Consider the following 14765-nt stretch of genomic DNA (forward strand, 5'->3'; position numbering starts at 1 on the left):
TAAGAAAATCGACTAATCTGATTCAACTATTATCCCCGCCCCACCATAATCCCCATAAAATTTCTTGAACAATTGTCGGGTTTGTGGTATAATTAAGAAAAAGAATTGTCGGGTTTGCAGAAAAAGTGCCAAGAAGAATTGTCGGGTTTGTGGTATAAACGCGAAAAAGAATTGTCGGGTTTGAGGTGAAACTATGTTTAAAAGAAAAATTTATGCTAAGATGCTTGAGTGGAAAAGAAGGTCAAAAGGCAGCACTGCTCTACTTATTGAGGGTGCAAGACGTATCGGAAAATCTACTATAGTCGAAGAATTTGCAAAGAATGAATATGAAAGCTATATCCTTATAGATTTTTCGCGTGCTGGTAAAGATTTGAAAGATCTATTTGAGGACTTAAGTAGCACTGATTATCTATTCATGCAGCTCCAACTATTGTTCAATACTAAGCTTATTGAGAGAAAATCTTTAATTATTTTTGACGAGGTGCAATTTTGCCCAAAGGCTAGACAAGCTATTAAACTATTAGTTGAAGACGGCAAATATGATTACATCGAGACGGGTTCGCTTATATCTATCAGGAAGAATGTTGAGAACATCCTAATACCGAGCGAGGAAGAAAAATTAAGCATGTATCCTATGGACTTTGAAGAATTTTTGTGGGCTACGGGTGATACGGCTAGCAACGACATTTTAAGGGAGTGCTTTTTGAATGGCACTAGTCTAGGTGAAGCTGCAAGCCGCAAGATGCTTCTAAAATTTAGGCTTTATATGCTTGTTGGCGGCATGCCTCAAGCTGTACTTAAGTACATCGAGAGCAATAATCTTGAAGAAGTTGATATGGTAAAGAGAAATATAATTACATTGTACCTGGACGATTTTTATAAACTTGACACGAGAGGCTTTACTTCTGATCTATATAAGAATATACCGTCAGAATTGTCTAGGCACACAAGCTCATATAAAATATCATCAGTTTTGAAAAATGAAAGGCCAAGCACGGTTCAAGACGAGATCAGAGAGCTTATTGAGTCAAAAACGGTTTTAGCCTCATACAACAGCACCGATCCAGGCGCCTCGCTTGCTTTGACTAAGGATATAAATAAGTTCAAGCTATATCTGTCAGACACAGGACTCTTTGTTACGCTAATGTTTATGGATAAGCCATTTACAAAGAATGAAATTTATAAAAAATTGCTATCTAATAAGTCAGAAGTAAATCTTGGCATGCTCTACGAAAATGCAGTTGCAACGTCGCTTAGATCTCTAGGATACGACCTTTACTTCAATACTTGCTACGATGAAGAGCTTAAAAAGACTTATGAACTTGACTTTCTTATCTCAAGTGGCAATAAAATCTACCCTATAGAAGTGAAGTCATCTGGCTATAAAGCGCATAAATCCTTAGATGTGTTTATCGACAAATATAGGTCAAGGATAGGAAAAAGTTTTGTTATATACACAAAAGATTATCTTAAAGAGGGAGATATAGAGTATTTGCCGGTGTATTATACTCAGTTTTTGGATGAAATATAAAAATTTGCATTGAATCAAGCCCTTTCGCTAGTTTCGAATTATTTTGTCGCTGCGGAGTGCGTTTAGCACACGTTAAGTCCATGCACCAAGAGAGCAATCAAAGTGAAGCTCGATTGGCTATGCATGCCTTATGCCAGAGTTTACAAAGAGACGGAGCATAGCGAACGTCGATTTGATTAAACTTACGGCTTTCATAGCTCGCTGCGTCTACGAAAACTGATAATTTCTAAGCTTGTTCGCCTGTGGTCTCATATTCGTTCGCTTCGCTCAACTAGATGAGCCCACGGTCGGCTCACTTCGCAAAGAAATTAAAACAGTTTTCTCCGAAGGCTTCGCTCTGTAAAAGCACTTTTCTGTTATTTGATAGTGAATACAAAATTTTCATCTTAAATATAAAATTAGATAATAAAAATCACTTTTCTTAATTATGCTCGGTTAAATTTTTTAACTGCAATCAATATTTTCAATTCAAGCGGAATTTTTTATAAAAGGCTTGTGCCTAAAATCATCTTGAACTACTTCCCCTGCTGTGTTATAATAAACTTATAATCAAAGGAGGTTTATCATGAACAACAAGAAGAAGATGACATTTTTGGATTACTTTATACTAAAGATCATCGTAGCTGGGACTTTCTTTTTCTTATATTTGAAGCCGGCTGCTTTTAAAATCCCTGGTGTTGCAACTTATCCAGATGCTCTAATCATCTGCAGAGGCGCTGCTCTACTTATGAGTATATTCACAATGAGTCAAGTGTTTGATGCCATTTACAAAGCGTCTTTAAAAAGAGATTAATGTTAATTCGCATTAAATTTAGCCCTTTCGCTAGTTTCGAATTATTTTGTCGCTGCGGAGTGCATTTAGCACACGTTAATTTCATACACCAAGAGAACAAGCGAAGCTAAGTTCGATTGGTAATGTATGATTTATGCCAGAGTTTACAAAGAGACGGAACGAAGTGAACGTCGATTTGATTAAACTTACGGCCTCTCCAAAAAATTCTGTACAAAAGCGTAGCGTAAAGGTCCTCGGCCATTTATGGACGAGGTTCTTCAATCATCTAAATTTCTTTGCAAATTAACGAAGTGAACGTAGATTTTATTAAATTTGCGGCCACTCCAAAAAATTCTACATAATATGTAGCTTAAAGAATCTTACCATTTATGTGTGAGGTTCTTTTTTATCCACAAAACTACTCTATAAACATAGTAAAAGTACTAATTTATCTATTATATTAATATTTTCATAATTTTCTCTTGACAAAGGCCTCTTAATTAATTATAATTACTATAGGAGTTTATGTACTATAGGAGGTGTATATAAATGAAGAGAACTTATCAACCTAAGAAAAGACAAAGAAAAGTTGAACATGGTTTCAGAAAAAGAATGTCAACTAAGTCTGGTAGAAATGTCTTAAAGAGAAGAAGATTAAAAGGAAGAAAGAGATTAACTGCATAATTTATGCAAAGGTATTTGAGTTTAAGAAAGAAAGTAGATATTAACAGGGTTTTCTTGTCGAAGAAGAAGGCCTTTAACGAGTCTTTTACGGTATATTACCGCTATAATAACCTAGATCACCCTAGGTTTTGTTTTGCTATTAGTAAAAAGTACGGCAAGGCGAATAAGAGGAATTTACTAAAGAGAAGGCTCAAGGCCATCATCGAGGCGCACGCAGGGGATTTTGATAAGCCTTATGACATTGTGATTTCGGTGAAGCCTACGGTTATTGACTACGATTTCTACAAGATTAGAAAAAGATTTCTTTCTTTGTTAAGAAAAATAAATGTTTTAAAGGATAAAGCTTATGAGTAGGATTATGGTTATGGTTGTGAAGTTTTACCGCTTTGTGGCACATAAGATTTTTCACAAGAGGCCCAGCTGTATTTTCACGCCAACTTGCTCTGAGTATGCGATAGAAGCTTTTGAGAAATATGGTTTTTTCAAAGGCTTGTATTTATCTGTGAAGCGTGTGCTTCGCTGCAATCCATGGTCAGAGGGCGGCTATGACCCGCTTGTATAGTTTTCCTTTAGGCTTTATTTATCGTAAGGAGGATTTATATGTTAGGTAAAATTTTAGGTTACCTTTTTAATTTCATATATGATCAGCTTGCTAGCATGGGCGCGGAGCCTGCAAACTTCTCGTTTTTGGCAATGACTATCATTATCTCGACTATTATCGTGAAATTACTGGTTTTGCCACTACAAATTTCTTCTACTAAGAAGATGAAGAAGACTGCGGACTTACAGCCTAAGGTTAAGGAAATTCAAGAGAAGTACGGCTACGATCAACAGATCGCCTCTCAAAAGGTTATGGAGCTTTACAGACAAGAAGGCGCGTCAATCACTGGCGGCTGCTTGCCTCTGCTTATTCAGTTCCCTATCTTGATTGCCTTCTTCCAAGTATGTAAGGATCCGTCAATATACGCGTTTGGCGCGGCTAAGTACGCTGCGATGGACAAGACTTTTTTCTGGATCAAGGATTTAACTTTAGCTGACCCATATTGGTATGGTCTTCCACTAATTGCAACGCTTGTAACGCTTCTAATGAGTGTGACTACGCCAAGGGTCGGTATGACTGACCAGCAGCAAGCCAAGTCTATGAATATGATGCAGTATTTTATGCCGTTAATGACATTTTTCTTTACAGTTAAATATCCAGCTGGCCTAGCTTTGTACTGGGCTGTATCAAGCCTATTTGCTGCAATTCAGCAATTTGTACAAAATAGGATCATTAAGAAAGAGGAGGTAATTGTAAGTGAAAAGTAGATTTGAAGCAAAGACTATTGAAGACGCTATAATCAAGGCTGAGACTGAACTTGGCATGAGTAGAGACGCCTTCACTGTTGATGTAATAAATGAAGATAGTAAAGGTTTTTTAGGTATCGGCGCAAAGGACGCTGTGATTGAGGTTACTTATGAAGAAGTAAGTGAGTGTCACTGCGGATGCGAGGACCATGAACATGGCTGTGAAAATCACGAAATCCATGATGATGGCAATGGTGCTGACGCTGAACATATAATTATATTAAAAAACTTCTTGGACGAGTTCTTTAGGCTATTTGAGGTAAAGGCTTCGTACAAGATTGATGAGTCTGACGATATGATCAAGGTTTTGATTGATGGGGACTCATCGGATGACACGTCGAAACTGATCGGTAAGAAGGGTGCGGTTTTGGACTCTATGAACACGATAGCGCAAATTCAGCTAAACAAGTCGCTGGCTGAGTTTAAGAGGCTTTACATCGACGTTGGCGACTACAGAAAGAAAAGACAAGAGAAAGTTAGAGAGCTTGCTATACAAGGTTGTGAAAGGGCTAGAAAGTATGGTACTAAGGTTTCATTAGAGTACATGACTAGCTATGACAGACGTATCGTTCACGAAACCTTAGCAGGTATTGAAGGCGTAAAAACATTTTCTGAGGGCAACGAGCCTCACAGAAGAGTTTGTATCATAGCGAAGTAATTAGGAGGCTTATATAGCCTCTTTTTTATTTATCTTTATGATTATGGTAATGGCAATGGCCTTGCCACGATGACTGAAAATGCTATGCTGAGTGAAATTGCTTAAGAAAGTGATTTTGCTAGACAAGGCAAAATTGATGGAGAAAGTGATTTTACTAGACGAGGCAAGAATGCTAGAGAAAGTGATTTTGCTAGACAAGGCAAAAATACTAGAGATATTGATTTTGATTGACATGGCAAGAATACTAGCCTAATTGAAAATACAAAAGAAAAATTACTTACGTAATTTTTCTTGCGATTTTAAATATTCACATATTTAAAATCTAAAAACAATATACAAAGGAGAAGAAATGAGAACGATTTGTGCAATATCAACTGCTATGCAGCCGGGCGCCATCGCCATCATCAGGATGAGCGGGGCGAATAGTTTTGCTATTGCGAAGAAAATTTTTCGCTCGGCAAGCGGCAAAGATGATTTTAAAAATAAATATATGTACTTCGGCAGGATTTATGACGGCGCGGGCTTTGTCGACGAAGTCTTGATATGCTTTATGAAGGCGCCAAATACCTACACTACAGAGGACATGGTCGAGATTTATTCGCACGGTAGTGTAATTAGTCAAAGAAGGATACTTAACCTGCTTTTGAAAAATGGCGCGGAACTTGCTGAGCGCGGCGAGTTTACGAAGAAGGCCTTTATTGGTGGCAGAATCGACATCACACAGGCTGAGGCTGTCGCTGACATGATCAACGCCAAGACCGACATGAGCTATAATCTGTCTCTAAAAGCCTTTGATGGATCAGTCCGTGACTTTATTAATGGCCTTGCAGATAGCCTTAAGATGCTCATTGCAAATATCGAGGTCGCCATCGATTATCCAGAAGAAGACATAGAGGAGATCAGCTACGAGCGCATCACGAATACATTGACAGATGTGAAAGATAGCTTAGCAGAGCACATCAGGCGCGCATCTACATCGACGCTTATTAAGGACGGCATCAAAACGTCCATAGTCGGCGTACCAAACGTAGGCAAATCCTCGCTTCTAAACACATTTACCCGCGAAGAAACGGCCATCGTCTCGAATATCGAGGGCACTACACGTGACATGATCACCGAGTACATCGACCTTGAGGGCATCAGCCTTAAACTTATGGATACGGCCGGCATTCGTGAGGCATCGGATGAAATTGAGCGCATGGGCGTCGCCATATCGAAGAAGGCAATCAAGGACGCTGACCTCGTTCTAGCAGTTTTTGATTACTCAAAGCCTATGACCGAGGGCGATAAAGAGATCATTGACATGGTTCAAGAGAAAAAACACATATATATACTAAATAAGGTAGACGAAGGCGAGAATGGCGAGTACCTAGACCATTTCGAGCAAAATGCAAAATACATTTTAACGAGCCTAAAGACTGGCGAAGGCTTTGAAGCGCTTAAAGACATGATTAAGGAGATGTTTTTAGGTGGCGAAATTACTCAAGATGACCTAGTTTACGCTAATCTACGGGAGATGGATCTACTTAATAAGGCACACACAGCCATAAGCGAGGCATTAAATGATGCTCAGCACAAACAAGTCTACGATCTACTCATAGTCAACATAAGAGCCGCTCTCGATAGCCTTCTTGAAATACTTGGCGAGAAGCTCGACAGCGAGATACTTGATAAGATTTTCCAAAACTTTTGCATCGGCAAATAGACTAAAGGAAGTGATTTTATGCAAAGAAGAGAAAAAACATATATTAGAGGCACGTTCGATGCAGTCGTAGTCGGCGCTGGACACGCTGGATGCGAGGCGGCGCTAGCACTTGCCCGCCTTGGCAAGAAAACTGCTGTCATCACCATCAGCCTCGACGCAATCGCTGCAATGAGCTGCAATCCTAACATTGGCGGCACTGGCAAGGGTCACCTCGTTCGCGAGATTGACGCGCTTGGCGGCGAGATGGCGAAAAACATCGACAAAACCTACATTCAGTCGCGTATGCTGAATACCTCAAAAGGCCCAGCCGTGCACTCTTTGCGCGTTCAGGCCGACAAGCAGGCCTACCACCGCGAGATGAAGAAGACACTTGAACAGGAGCCGAACCTTACCATAATCCAAGGCGAAGTGGACGAAGTCATTTTTGATGATAATGGCCGCGCCACTGGCGTACGAATGACTACAGGCGCTGTACTTGAGGCGAAGGCAGTCATTTTGGCGACAGGCACCTATCTTAAAGGAAGAATATTTGAGGGCGAGCTAAATTACGAGTCGGGCCCCGATGGCCGCTTCCCTGCTCGATATCTATCGGCATCGTTAAATGAGCATGGCATTGATTTACGTAGGATGAAGACTGGTACACCAGCTAGAGTCCATAGGCGTAGCATTGACACGTCAAAGATGGCTGTACAAGAGGGCGACAAAACAATAGTCCCCTTCTCGTTTATGAATGAGGCGGATGCTATTCTCAAAGAACAAGAGGTTTGTTACCTAACATACACTACTAAGCCAATGCACGAATATATTTTAGCGCACATGGATCGCTCGGCGAGGACGCTTGGCGACATAACTGGCGAAGGTCCGCGCTATTGCCCAAGTATAGAGGATAAAGTGCTTCGTTTTAAGGACAAGGATCAGCACCAAGTTTTCATCGAGCCAGAGGGCACGGACACTGATGAAATGTACATCCAAGGCGTTTCGACGGCGCTTCCTGAGGAGATGCAAGTTGAGATGTATAGGATGATTCAGGGGCTTGAGCACTCCGAAATTATGAGGAGCGCCTACGCGATTGAGTATGACGCGATCGATCCCACTTCCCTAAAGCTTAGCCTTGAGTCCAAAAAGCATGAGAATTTATTTTTCGCGGGCCAAATCAATGGTTCATCGGGCTACGAAGAGGCCGCCGCACAAGGCATCATGGCGGGCATCAACTGCTACCTAAAGCTTGAGTGCAAGGATCCCTTCATTATCAAAAGGAGCGAGGGCTACATCGGCGTTTTGATCGACGACCTCGTTACGAAAGGCACAAACGAGCCGTATCGTATGATGACGAGCCGCTGTGAATATAGGCTAAGTCTACGTCAGGACAACGCTGACATGAGGCTCACTGACTATGCTTATAGGATTGGTCTTGCGAGCGAAGAGCGTTACAATAGAATGCTTGAGAAGAAAAAACGCATCGAGGGCGAGCTTGAAAAATTGAAGTCGAAGTCCATTGGCCCAAAGGAAGAGACAAACGCTTACCTTGAAAGCCTTGGCACGACTGGACTAAAGACAGCAGTAACACTTGAAGAGCTACTTCGCCGCCCAGAGATACATTACAATAATTTAGCTAAGTTTATGGATTTATCTATGGATAAGCCGGACGAAATACTTGAGCTCGAGACAATTGTCAAGTACGACGGCTACATCAAGAAGCAAAATAAAGAGATAGAGAACTTTTTAAAGATGGAAGAGCGTTCACTTAAGGACTTTGATTATAGCCTCGTTAAGGGCCTAAAGACCGAAGCGAAGGAAAAGCTCGAAAAGTTTAGACCGTTAAACCTTGGCCAAGCCTCGAGAATCAGCGGCGTTACACCAGCCGACATCAACAACATCATTATATATATGGAAGTAAATAAACGCAAATGATTTATGTGATTATAGCAATCGCCGCACTAATGGCACTCGCCCTATTCACTATGTGGAAGAAAGAATTAGTTGTGAGTGAGTACACAGTAAAGGCACCCATGGATATGGATTTGCTCGTGCTCAGTGACTTGCATTCGATGGACTTTGGCGAAAATCAAAGAGAGCTGCTTGATATAGTCGATAGCATTCCATTTGACGCAATACTAATGCCGGGCGATATATTTGATGACAAGATCGACGATAAAAAAGGCTATGAATTTGTGGATGGCATCAAAAAATACAAGTGCTACTACATCCTAGGCAATAACGAGATCATCTCCGGCAAGGCAGAGCTGCACATGAATAAGCTTGCGTCCATGGGGATCACAGTCTTGGATGATGGCAAGGCCATTTACAAAGCTGACGATAAGCAAATAGAAATTTGGGGCTTTAGAGACAGGCACCCTTGGCGAATGAAGGATTACGCGGCGCATGTGGCTAAGAGGCTCGATGCGGATACGGATTTTAATGATTATCGCATCGTTCTCTCGCACAAGCCACTTACGAAGGATCAGTTTAAGGACTTAAACGCAGATTTAATTATCGCGGGCCATGCGCATGGCGGTCAGTGGCGCCTGCCTCCTATAAATAACGGAGTTTTTGCGCCGAACCAAGGAATATTTCCAAAGTATGCTGGCGGCGTATATGAGGCGAACGGCAGATGCGAAGTCGTTTCGAGAGGCCTAGCGCGCGGACTAAAGCTCGTGCCGCGGCTAAACAACCCGCCCGAGATGGTTTTACTACACTTAAGAAAATAATGTTCCACGTGGAACATTTGAAAGGATAAATATGCTGAAAGATTATTTGAATGAGATTAATATAAACGCTACAGATGGGCAAATAGCTGAGCTAGAGCGCTTCAAGGATATGCTCGTGGAGAAAAATAAGGTAATGAACCTAACTGGCATCACCGAGTCAGATGAGGTCGACAGGCTCCACTTCACCGACAGCGCCTACCCTCTTACTCTTTCAGAGCTAAAAGATGCGAAGAAGATAATAGACGTCGGCACTGGCGCCGGCTTCCCTGGCATTGTTCTGAAGATACTCGCTCCAGAAAAAGAGATTTTACTTAACGATAGTTTATTGAAGAGATTAAAATTTTTGGACGAAGTGATTATGGATTTGGATTTAAAAGATATAGAGACAGTTCACGCAAGGAGCGAAGACCTTGCTCATGTGAGTGGTCATCGCGAGGCCTACGACGTAGCCATCTCAAGAGCAGTCGCTCGCCTATCCACACTTACAGAGTATATGATGGGCTTCGTGAAAGTTGGCGGATTTATGCTATCTATGAAGTCTGGCGATATAGATGAAGAAGCTATGGAGGCAAAGAAAGCTATAGCGGCAATGGGTGGAGAGATTGTTGATATACACAAGTATAGGCTCTTTGATGAGTTTGATCGATCGATAGTGATTGTGAAAAAAGTTAAAGCGACACCGAAGAAGTATCCGAGGGGAAAAAATTTAGCAAAGAGTAATCCAATCATCTAGTTCGCATTCGATTTGCGTTGCGAACCAAGCTACGTAATGAATTTATATTTTATAATTGAGACCTATGGGTCTCTTTTTTGTGCTTGCTACTATATAATAAGAAGACTAGCATTGATTATTTTATAAATGTAGCTGCCTTAGTATAAATAAACGAAATATTAATGCTGAATAAGAACTGCTTTATTTGGGTATATTAATAATAAGGATGTCTAATTATTATGAAGGAGATGTAATTATGAAAAAGAGATTATTTTTAGTACTTGCGCTTTGTTTAGTAATGGCGTTTAGCGTTGGATGCGCAAAGACAAATGAAGAAGCAGAAGAAGCAAGTGAGTTTGATTTAGCAGACTTAGATAATTTTAGTGCTGGCCCACAAGATATACCGCAAGAACTACTAGACAAAGTAAAAGAGAATCTATTAAAGAATGACGTCGATGAAGAAACAGCAGATAAACTAATACTTAAACTAAAAAATGGCGAGCTTTGGGATTCAATGAACCCTAAGTATAGCGACCTAGAACCACAAATAAAGACTGAACATTATGAAAAGACTACTTACCCAGATGGCTCTATATGCGTTGTAAGAAGCGGACCTACTAAGTAGTCAAGAGAATGATAATATAAGAGATCATATTTGATATGGTCTCTTTTTTTGTTTGGCTCAATAACGAAAAGTGATTTATTTGCAATATTTAACGAAAAGTGTATTACTCGTGACTTAGGCTTCACAAATTGGAAATTTCTAAAAGCTCACTCACTTGAAAATCCATATTCGTTCGCTACGCTCAGCTAGATGGATTTTCGGGCAGTTCGTTTCGCTAATAAATTTCACAATTTGCTCAGATGCGTCACTTCGTTAATAACACTTTTCTGTCATTTGATAGTGAAAACAGAATTTTGATCTTAAATAAATAAGTCATAAAGAAAAATCACTTTTCGAGTATCATCTCTTAAACAAAACTATTATATCAGCTCAATCAAAATGTTCCACGTGGAACATCTATCGACGCAAATCCATTTCCAAAAAAATGTTCCACGTGGAACATTCCTCTTAAAAACTCACCGCACCCCAAAAGACAAGATCAATTCGTCGGAAAAATTTATGCATAGGACGAAGATAAGAACGCGTTCACGGCGAAATAGTACAAGTAGTACATTGGAGCTGTGACGAGGGCGTTCGAGTTCTAGGCGAAATTTTTATAGAATTGACTTGTCCATAAATTGCTATTGATATTTACGGCACTTTGTGCTATTATTAAATCAGAGGTGATTTCATGTCCAAAACTATTGTCATATTTAATCAAAAAGGCGGCGTCGGCAAAACAACGACAGCCATCAACCTAAGCTATGCGCTTGCAAAGCTTGGCCAGAGGGTCTTGTGCGTCGATATGGATGCTCAGTCAAACCTATCGAGTGGCCTGCTTGAGGACTACAGCGAGGCGGCTTCGTCCACATACACGCTCCTTACAGACGATACAAAAGACATCAGATCACTAATTAAGCCGACTAAGCTAGATAAGCTCCACGTCATCGACTCATCGACAGACATCGCGGGACTTGAGATAGAGCTTGCACAAAAAGGCGATTGGAAAGAGATCTTAAAGCGCCGTTTGGACGAGATCAAAAATGATTACGATTTCATCTTCATCGACTCGCCTCCGTCACTTGGCATCCTTTCAATCATGAGTCTCGCGGCCGCAAACTCAGTCATCATCCCGATACAGGCAGAGTACTACGCACTTGAAGGCGTTTCGAAACTCATTAGGACCATAGAGCTAGTCAAAGAAAATTACAATCAGGCCCTTACAATCGAAGGCGTTCTGATTACCATGTTTGACGCGAGAAATAATCTTCACACCGAAGTCTTCTCCGAGGTTCAAAACTTCTTTGGCGCGAAGCTCTACACAGCGGTCATTAACCGCAACATCCGTCTTGCAGAGGCGCCCAGCTACTCGATGAGCATTTTCGAGTACGATAAAGCCTCAAAAGGAGCCGAAAATTACATGAATCTAGCCGAAGAATTTTTACAAAAGCAAGGAAGGTGATTATATGGCGAAGAAACTTGGCAAGGGCCTAGGCAGCCTCCTAGGCGTTGAAAGCATCACAGAAATCACAGAAAAGTCTAAGAACGAGCTTATGGATATAGATATGGCAATGGTCGTGCCAACAGAGGCACAGCCGCGTCAGTCTTTTAAGGAAGATACCATCAAAGAGCTGGCAGAGTCCATAGAGAAGAATGGTCTACTTCAGCCAATAGTAGTCAGGCCAATGGATGGAGGCAAGTATCAAATCATAGCCGGAGAAAGACGTTACAGAGCCTTTAAAAAGCTTGGCAAGAGCATGATCCCAGCCATCGTCAGAGACTATGAAGACGAAGAAGTCGACAAGCTTCAACTCGTTGAAAACGTTCAAAGAGAGGACCTAAACCCATACGACGAGGCCATTGCATATTTAAAATTAAAGGAAAAGTACGGACTAAAGCAAGATGACATCGCCAAAGCTGTTGGCAAATCACGCCCATATATCTCGAACATGACAAGACTATTATCCCTAGAAGACGAGATACTTGAAATGCTTAAGAATGGCGAGATCACCGTATCACACGCAAAACTTATACTATCATTAGATACAAAGGAAGAGCGCTTAAAACTTGCTCATAAAATAAAAGACGCAGGCCTAACAGTTAGGCATACAGAGGAAAGAACACGTAAGCCAAAGAAGGCAAAGCCAGAAGACATCTACATCAAAGACATCCGCGAGAGACTTGAGGAATTTCTTTCAACAAAAGTTGCCATCAAGCACACAAAGCGCGGCGGCTCCATCACCATCGATTATTACACAGACGACGACCTAACAAGGCTTACAGACTTAATCACGGAGGATTAGTATGGATCTACACGTATACATCGTTGACGCCTTCGCAACATGCCGCTTCGGCGGAACACCCATCGGCGTAGTTGCCGACGCAGAAGGCCTCAAAGAAGAAGACTACCAAATCATCGCAAACGAGCTCAGAGCCGGCCTTACAGCCTTTGCAGAGCCAGTAGACCAAGACGTCTTCAGAACCAGATACTTCACAAGTAAAACAGAACTCGAAGGCTCCGGACAAGGCTCACTTGCGCTATTCTACGTACTTACAAACCTTGGTTATATCAAAGCCATTGAGAATGGTGTCAAGCTCGTCTACGAAGTCGATAAAAATTCAAAGAAAAAAGTCTACATCTATTACAAAGACTACAAGATAGAGAATTTGGAGATAGAGGTCAGCCGTCCAGCAATTGTAAATAGCTCGCCCGACATAACAAATATGCTCAGCGCCATGAGCCTTTCAACAGCCGATATCGGCCTTGCGAATGGTCTTGACGCGAGGGCCATGGTGGTCGAAGCAGAAGAAAAGACACTTATAGTACCAATTAAGACGATACAGGCACTTTACGGCTACACAATAGACGAATTTAAATTCAAAGATGCAGCCAAGACCATAGGCGTGGACAACGTTCACCTGTTTAATGAAGCCGAAGATGGTTTTTACTACGTAAGGAATTACACAAAAGACCTCGCTTTTGAAGAGGATAGCTCCTCCGCATACGCTAATGCGGCGCTGCAATACTATTTGATAAAGAATAAGCTAACGACGAAGCTCAAAGCTAGGATGCATCAAGGCGAGACCATGAATAGACCGTCAAGAGTACAAACGCGCTATCTTGAGGATAAGGATTCGGCGTTTATTACGGTTATGGGGACGGCACGTATTTCTTTGGATGGTATCTTGAATATCTAATATATATTAAAGGAAGATAACTTTTTACAAAAGAAAATTATATACACAGTGGCTCAGCTATTATCGTGGCCCAGCCATTCCACAAACAAAACAATATCAAGGAGGAAAATTATGTTAATCGAAAAATCACTAAGAGATTATTTAAAAGAAGTTAAATCAGACTCACCAGCACCAGGCGGTGGCTCAGTTGCAGCCTATTCATCAGCACTAGGCGCATCCCTAACAAACATGGTCATGGCGCTAACAGAAGGCAAAAAAGCTTTCGGGGAACTATCCGAAGCAGACCAAAACACAATGAAAGACTACTCAGCAAAGCTAGTAGAACTATCAGCCGAGCTAGAAGAAATCGTTGACACAGACTCAACAGCATTCAATGACGTAATCAAAGCACTTAAGATGCCAAAAGAAACAGACGAAGAAAAGAAAATCAGATCAGAAAAGATCCAAGAAGGATATAAAGTAGCACTTGAAATACCGTTCAGATGCGCAGAACTAGGCCTAGAAGCCATGAAGATGCAAAAGATCTTCGCGCAAAACGGCAATATCAACGCTATCACAGACGTTGGCGTAGGCTGCCTACTATTACAAACAGGCGTTGAAGGCGCACTACTAAACGTTACAATCAACCTAAAATCACTTAAAGACGAAGCCTTCAGAGCAGAAACAAAGAAAAAAGTCGACGACATGCTTGCCGCTTCCAAGAAATATAAAGAAGAAACACTTGGCATAGTATATGATAGATTGACTAAGTAGGATAATTTTATTTTAAAATTATCCTGCGATTAAAATACGGAGGTATTTTAATCTAAGACTGAAATTGTATGGCGCTTCACTTGTGGAGCGTCA

Annotated in this window: 17 protein-coding genes; all 17 read left to right on the plus strand. The window is 41.2% G+C overall.

Going from position 1 to position 14765, the window contains the following annotated elements; all coding sequences use genetic code 11:
- Positions 1-193 precede the first annotated feature (193 nt).
- The gene (locus tag AC1EJ0_RS07270) at positions 194-1531 is read left to right on the plus strand and encodes an ATP-binding protein (RefSeq protein ID WP_480023861.1); all 1338 of its coding nucleotides are present in this window, start codon (positions 194-196) and stop codon (positions 1529-1531) included.
- 565 nt (positions 1532-2096) lie between these two features.
- On the plus strand, positions 2097-2324 hold the full coding sequence (locus AC1EJ0_RS07275) for a hypothetical protein (protein WP_480023860.1): 228 nt from the start codon (positions 2097-2099) through the stop codon (positions 2322-2324).
- Between the two features lie 528 nt (positions 2325-2852).
- Positions 2853-2987, plus strand: coding sequence for a 50S ribosomal protein L34 (rpmH, locus tag AC1EJ0_RS07280; protein WP_294984052.1), 135 nt, complete (start codon positions 2853-2855; stop codon positions 2985-2987).
- A gap of 3 nt (positions 2988-2990) precedes the next feature.
- The gene (gene rnpA, locus AC1EJ0_RS07285; protein WP_058259631.1) at positions 2991-3341 is read left to right on the plus strand and encodes a ribonuclease P protein component; all 351 of its coding nucleotides are present in this window, start codon (positions 2991-2993) and stop codon (positions 3339-3341) included.
- The gene (gene yidD / locus AC1EJ0_RS07290; RefSeq protein WP_294984057.1) at positions 3334-3549 is read left to right on the plus strand and encodes a membrane protein insertion efficiency factor YidD; all 216 of its coding nucleotides are present in this window, start codon (positions 3334-3336) and stop codon (positions 3547-3549) included. Before rnpA ends, yidD begins: the two co-directional genes overlap by 8 nt.
- 38 nt (positions 3550-3587) lie before the next feature.
- Positions 3588-4295 carry a YidC/Oxa1 family membrane protein insertase gene (locus tag AC1EJ0_RS07295; protein WP_294796727.1) on the plus strand — a complete coding sequence of 236 codons (708 nt, stop codon included), beginning with the start codon at positions 3588-3590 and terminating at the stop codon, positions 4293-4295.
- Positions 4285-4992 carry an RNA-binding cell elongation regulator Jag/EloR gene (gene jag, locus AC1EJ0_RS07300; protein WP_480023858.1) on the plus strand — a complete coding sequence of 236 codons (708 nt, stop codon included), beginning with the start codon at positions 4285-4287 and terminating at the stop codon, positions 4990-4992. The genes AC1EJ0_RS07295 and jag overlap by 11 nt, the downstream gene beginning before the upstream one ends.
- Positions 4993-5089: 97 nt before the next feature.
- A complete protein-coding gene (locus tag AC1EJ0_RS07305; RefSeq protein WP_480023857.1) occupies positions 5090-5245 on the plus strand; it encodes a hypothetical protein in 156 nt (51 codons plus the stop codon).
- A gap of 96 nt (positions 5246-5341) precedes the next feature.
- Positions 5342-6697, plus strand: a complete 1356-nt coding sequence (mnmE, locus tag AC1EJ0_RS07310) for a tRNA uridine-5-carboxymethylaminomethyl(34) synthesis GTPase MnmE (RefSeq protein ID WP_480023856.1) — start codon at positions 5342-5344, stop codon at positions 6695-6697.
- Between the two features lie 18 nt (positions 6698-6715).
- Positions 6716-8608, plus strand: a complete 1893-nt coding sequence (gene mnmG / locus AC1EJ0_RS07315) for a tRNA uridine-5-carboxymethylaminomethyl(34) synthesis enzyme MnmG (RefSeq protein WP_480023855.1) — start codon at positions 6716-6718, stop codon at positions 8606-8608.
- Entirely contained in the window at positions 8605-9405 is an 801-nt protein-coding gene (locus tag AC1EJ0_RS07320) for a metallophosphoesterase (RefSeq protein ID WP_480023854.1), read from the plus strand. Before mnmG ends, AC1EJ0_RS07320 begins: the two co-directional genes overlap by 4 nt.
- A 31-nt stretch (positions 9406-9436) precedes the next feature.
- Entirely contained in the window at positions 9437-10138 is a 702-nt protein-coding gene (gene rsmG, locus AC1EJ0_RS07325; RefSeq protein WP_480023987.1) for a 16S rRNA (guanine(527)-N(7))-methyltransferase RsmG, read from the plus strand.
- 235 nt (positions 10139-10373) lie between these two features.
- Entirely contained in the window at positions 10374-10742 is a 369-nt protein-coding gene (locus AC1EJ0_RS07330; protein ID WP_480023852.1) for a hypothetical protein, read from the plus strand.
- A gap of 670 nt (positions 10743-11412) precedes the next feature.
- Positions 11413-12183: a ParA family protein gene (locus AC1EJ0_RS07335; protein WP_480023851.1), complete on the plus strand. Its 771-nt coding sequence runs from the start codon at positions 11413-11415 to the stop codon at positions 12181-12183.
- A 4-nt stretch (positions 12184-12187) separates the two neighbouring features.
- A complete protein-coding gene (locus AC1EJ0_RS07340; RefSeq protein ID WP_480023850.1) occupies positions 12188-13024 on the plus strand; it encodes a ParB/RepB/Spo0J family partition protein in 837 nt (278 codons plus the stop codon).
- A 1-nt stretch (position 13025) separates the two neighbouring features.
- Positions 13026-13919 carry a PhzF family phenazine biosynthesis protein gene (locus AC1EJ0_RS07345; RefSeq protein WP_480023849.1) on the plus strand — a complete coding sequence of 298 codons (894 nt, stop codon included), beginning with the start codon at positions 13026-13028 and terminating at the stop codon, positions 13917-13919.
- Between the two features lie 111 nt (positions 13920-14030).
- Positions 14031-14672 (plus strand): cyclodeaminase/cyclohydrolase family protein, encoded by a 642-nt coding sequence (locus AC1EJ0_RS07350; RefSeq protein ID WP_480023848.1) that lies wholly within the window; start codon positions 14031-14033, stop codon positions 14670-14672.
- Positions 14673-14765 lie beyond the last annotated feature (93 nt).

The organism is Fenollaria sp. C0166D3, assembly GCF_056590255.1.

Excerpts from the sequence above, each read along its gene's own strand:
- AC1EJ0_RS07270 (WP_480023861.1), top strand. The coding sequence starts at position 194 with ATGTTTAAAAGAAAAATTTATGCTAAGATGCTTGAGTGGAAAAGAAGG.
- AC1EJ0_RS07275 (WP_480023860.1), top strand. The coding sequence starts at position 2,097 with ATGAACAACAAGAAGAAGATGACATTTTTGGATTACTTTATACTAAAG.
- rpmH (WP_294984052.1), top strand. The coding sequence starts at position 2,853 with ATGAAGAGAACTTATCAACCTAAGAAAAGACAAAGAAAAGTTGAACAT.
- rnpA (WP_058259631.1), top strand. The coding sequence starts at position 2,991 with ATGCAAAGGTATTTGAGTTTAAGAAAGAAAGTAGATATTAACAGGGTT.
- yidD (WP_294984057.1), top strand. The coding sequence starts at position 3,334 with ATGAGTAGGATTATGGTTATGGTTGTGAAGTTTTACCGCTTTGTGGCA.
- AC1EJ0_RS07295 (WP_294796727.1), top strand. The coding sequence starts at position 3,588 with ATGTTAGGTAAAATTTTAGGTTACCTTTTTAATTTCATATATGATCAG.
- mnmE (WP_480023856.1), top strand. The coding sequence starts at position 5,342 with ATGAGAACGATTTGTGCAATATCAACTGCTATGCAGCCGGGCGCCATC.
- mnmG (WP_480023855.1), top strand. The coding sequence starts at position 6,716 with ATGCAAAGAAGAGAAAAAACATATATTAGAGGCACGTTCGATGCAGTC.
- AC1EJ0_RS07320 (WP_480023854.1), top strand. The coding sequence starts at position 8,605 with ATGATTTATGTGATTATAGCAATCGCCGCACTAATGGCACTCGCCCTA.
- rsmG (WP_480023987.1), top strand. The coding sequence starts at position 9,437 with ATGCTGAAAGATTATTTGAATGAGATTAATATAAACGCTACAGATGGG.
- AC1EJ0_RS07330 (WP_480023852.1), top strand. The coding sequence starts at position 10,374 with ATGAAAAAGAGATTATTTTTAGTACTTGCGCTTTGTTTAGTAATGGCG.
- AC1EJ0_RS07335 (WP_480023851.1), top strand. The coding sequence starts at position 11,413 with ATGTCCAAAACTATTGTCATATTTAATCAAAAAGGCGGCGTCGGCAAA.
- AC1EJ0_RS07340 (WP_480023850.1), top strand. The coding sequence starts at position 12,188 with ATGGCGAAGAAACTTGGCAAGGGCCTAGGCAGCCTCCTAGGCGTTGAA.
- AC1EJ0_RS07345 (WP_480023849.1), top strand. The coding sequence starts at position 13,026 with ATGGATCTACACGTATACATCGTTGACGCCTTCGCAACATGCCGCTTC.
- AC1EJ0_RS07350 (WP_480023848.1), top strand. The coding sequence starts at position 14,031 with ATGTTAATCGAAAAATCACTAAGAGATTATTTAAAAGAAGTTAAATCA.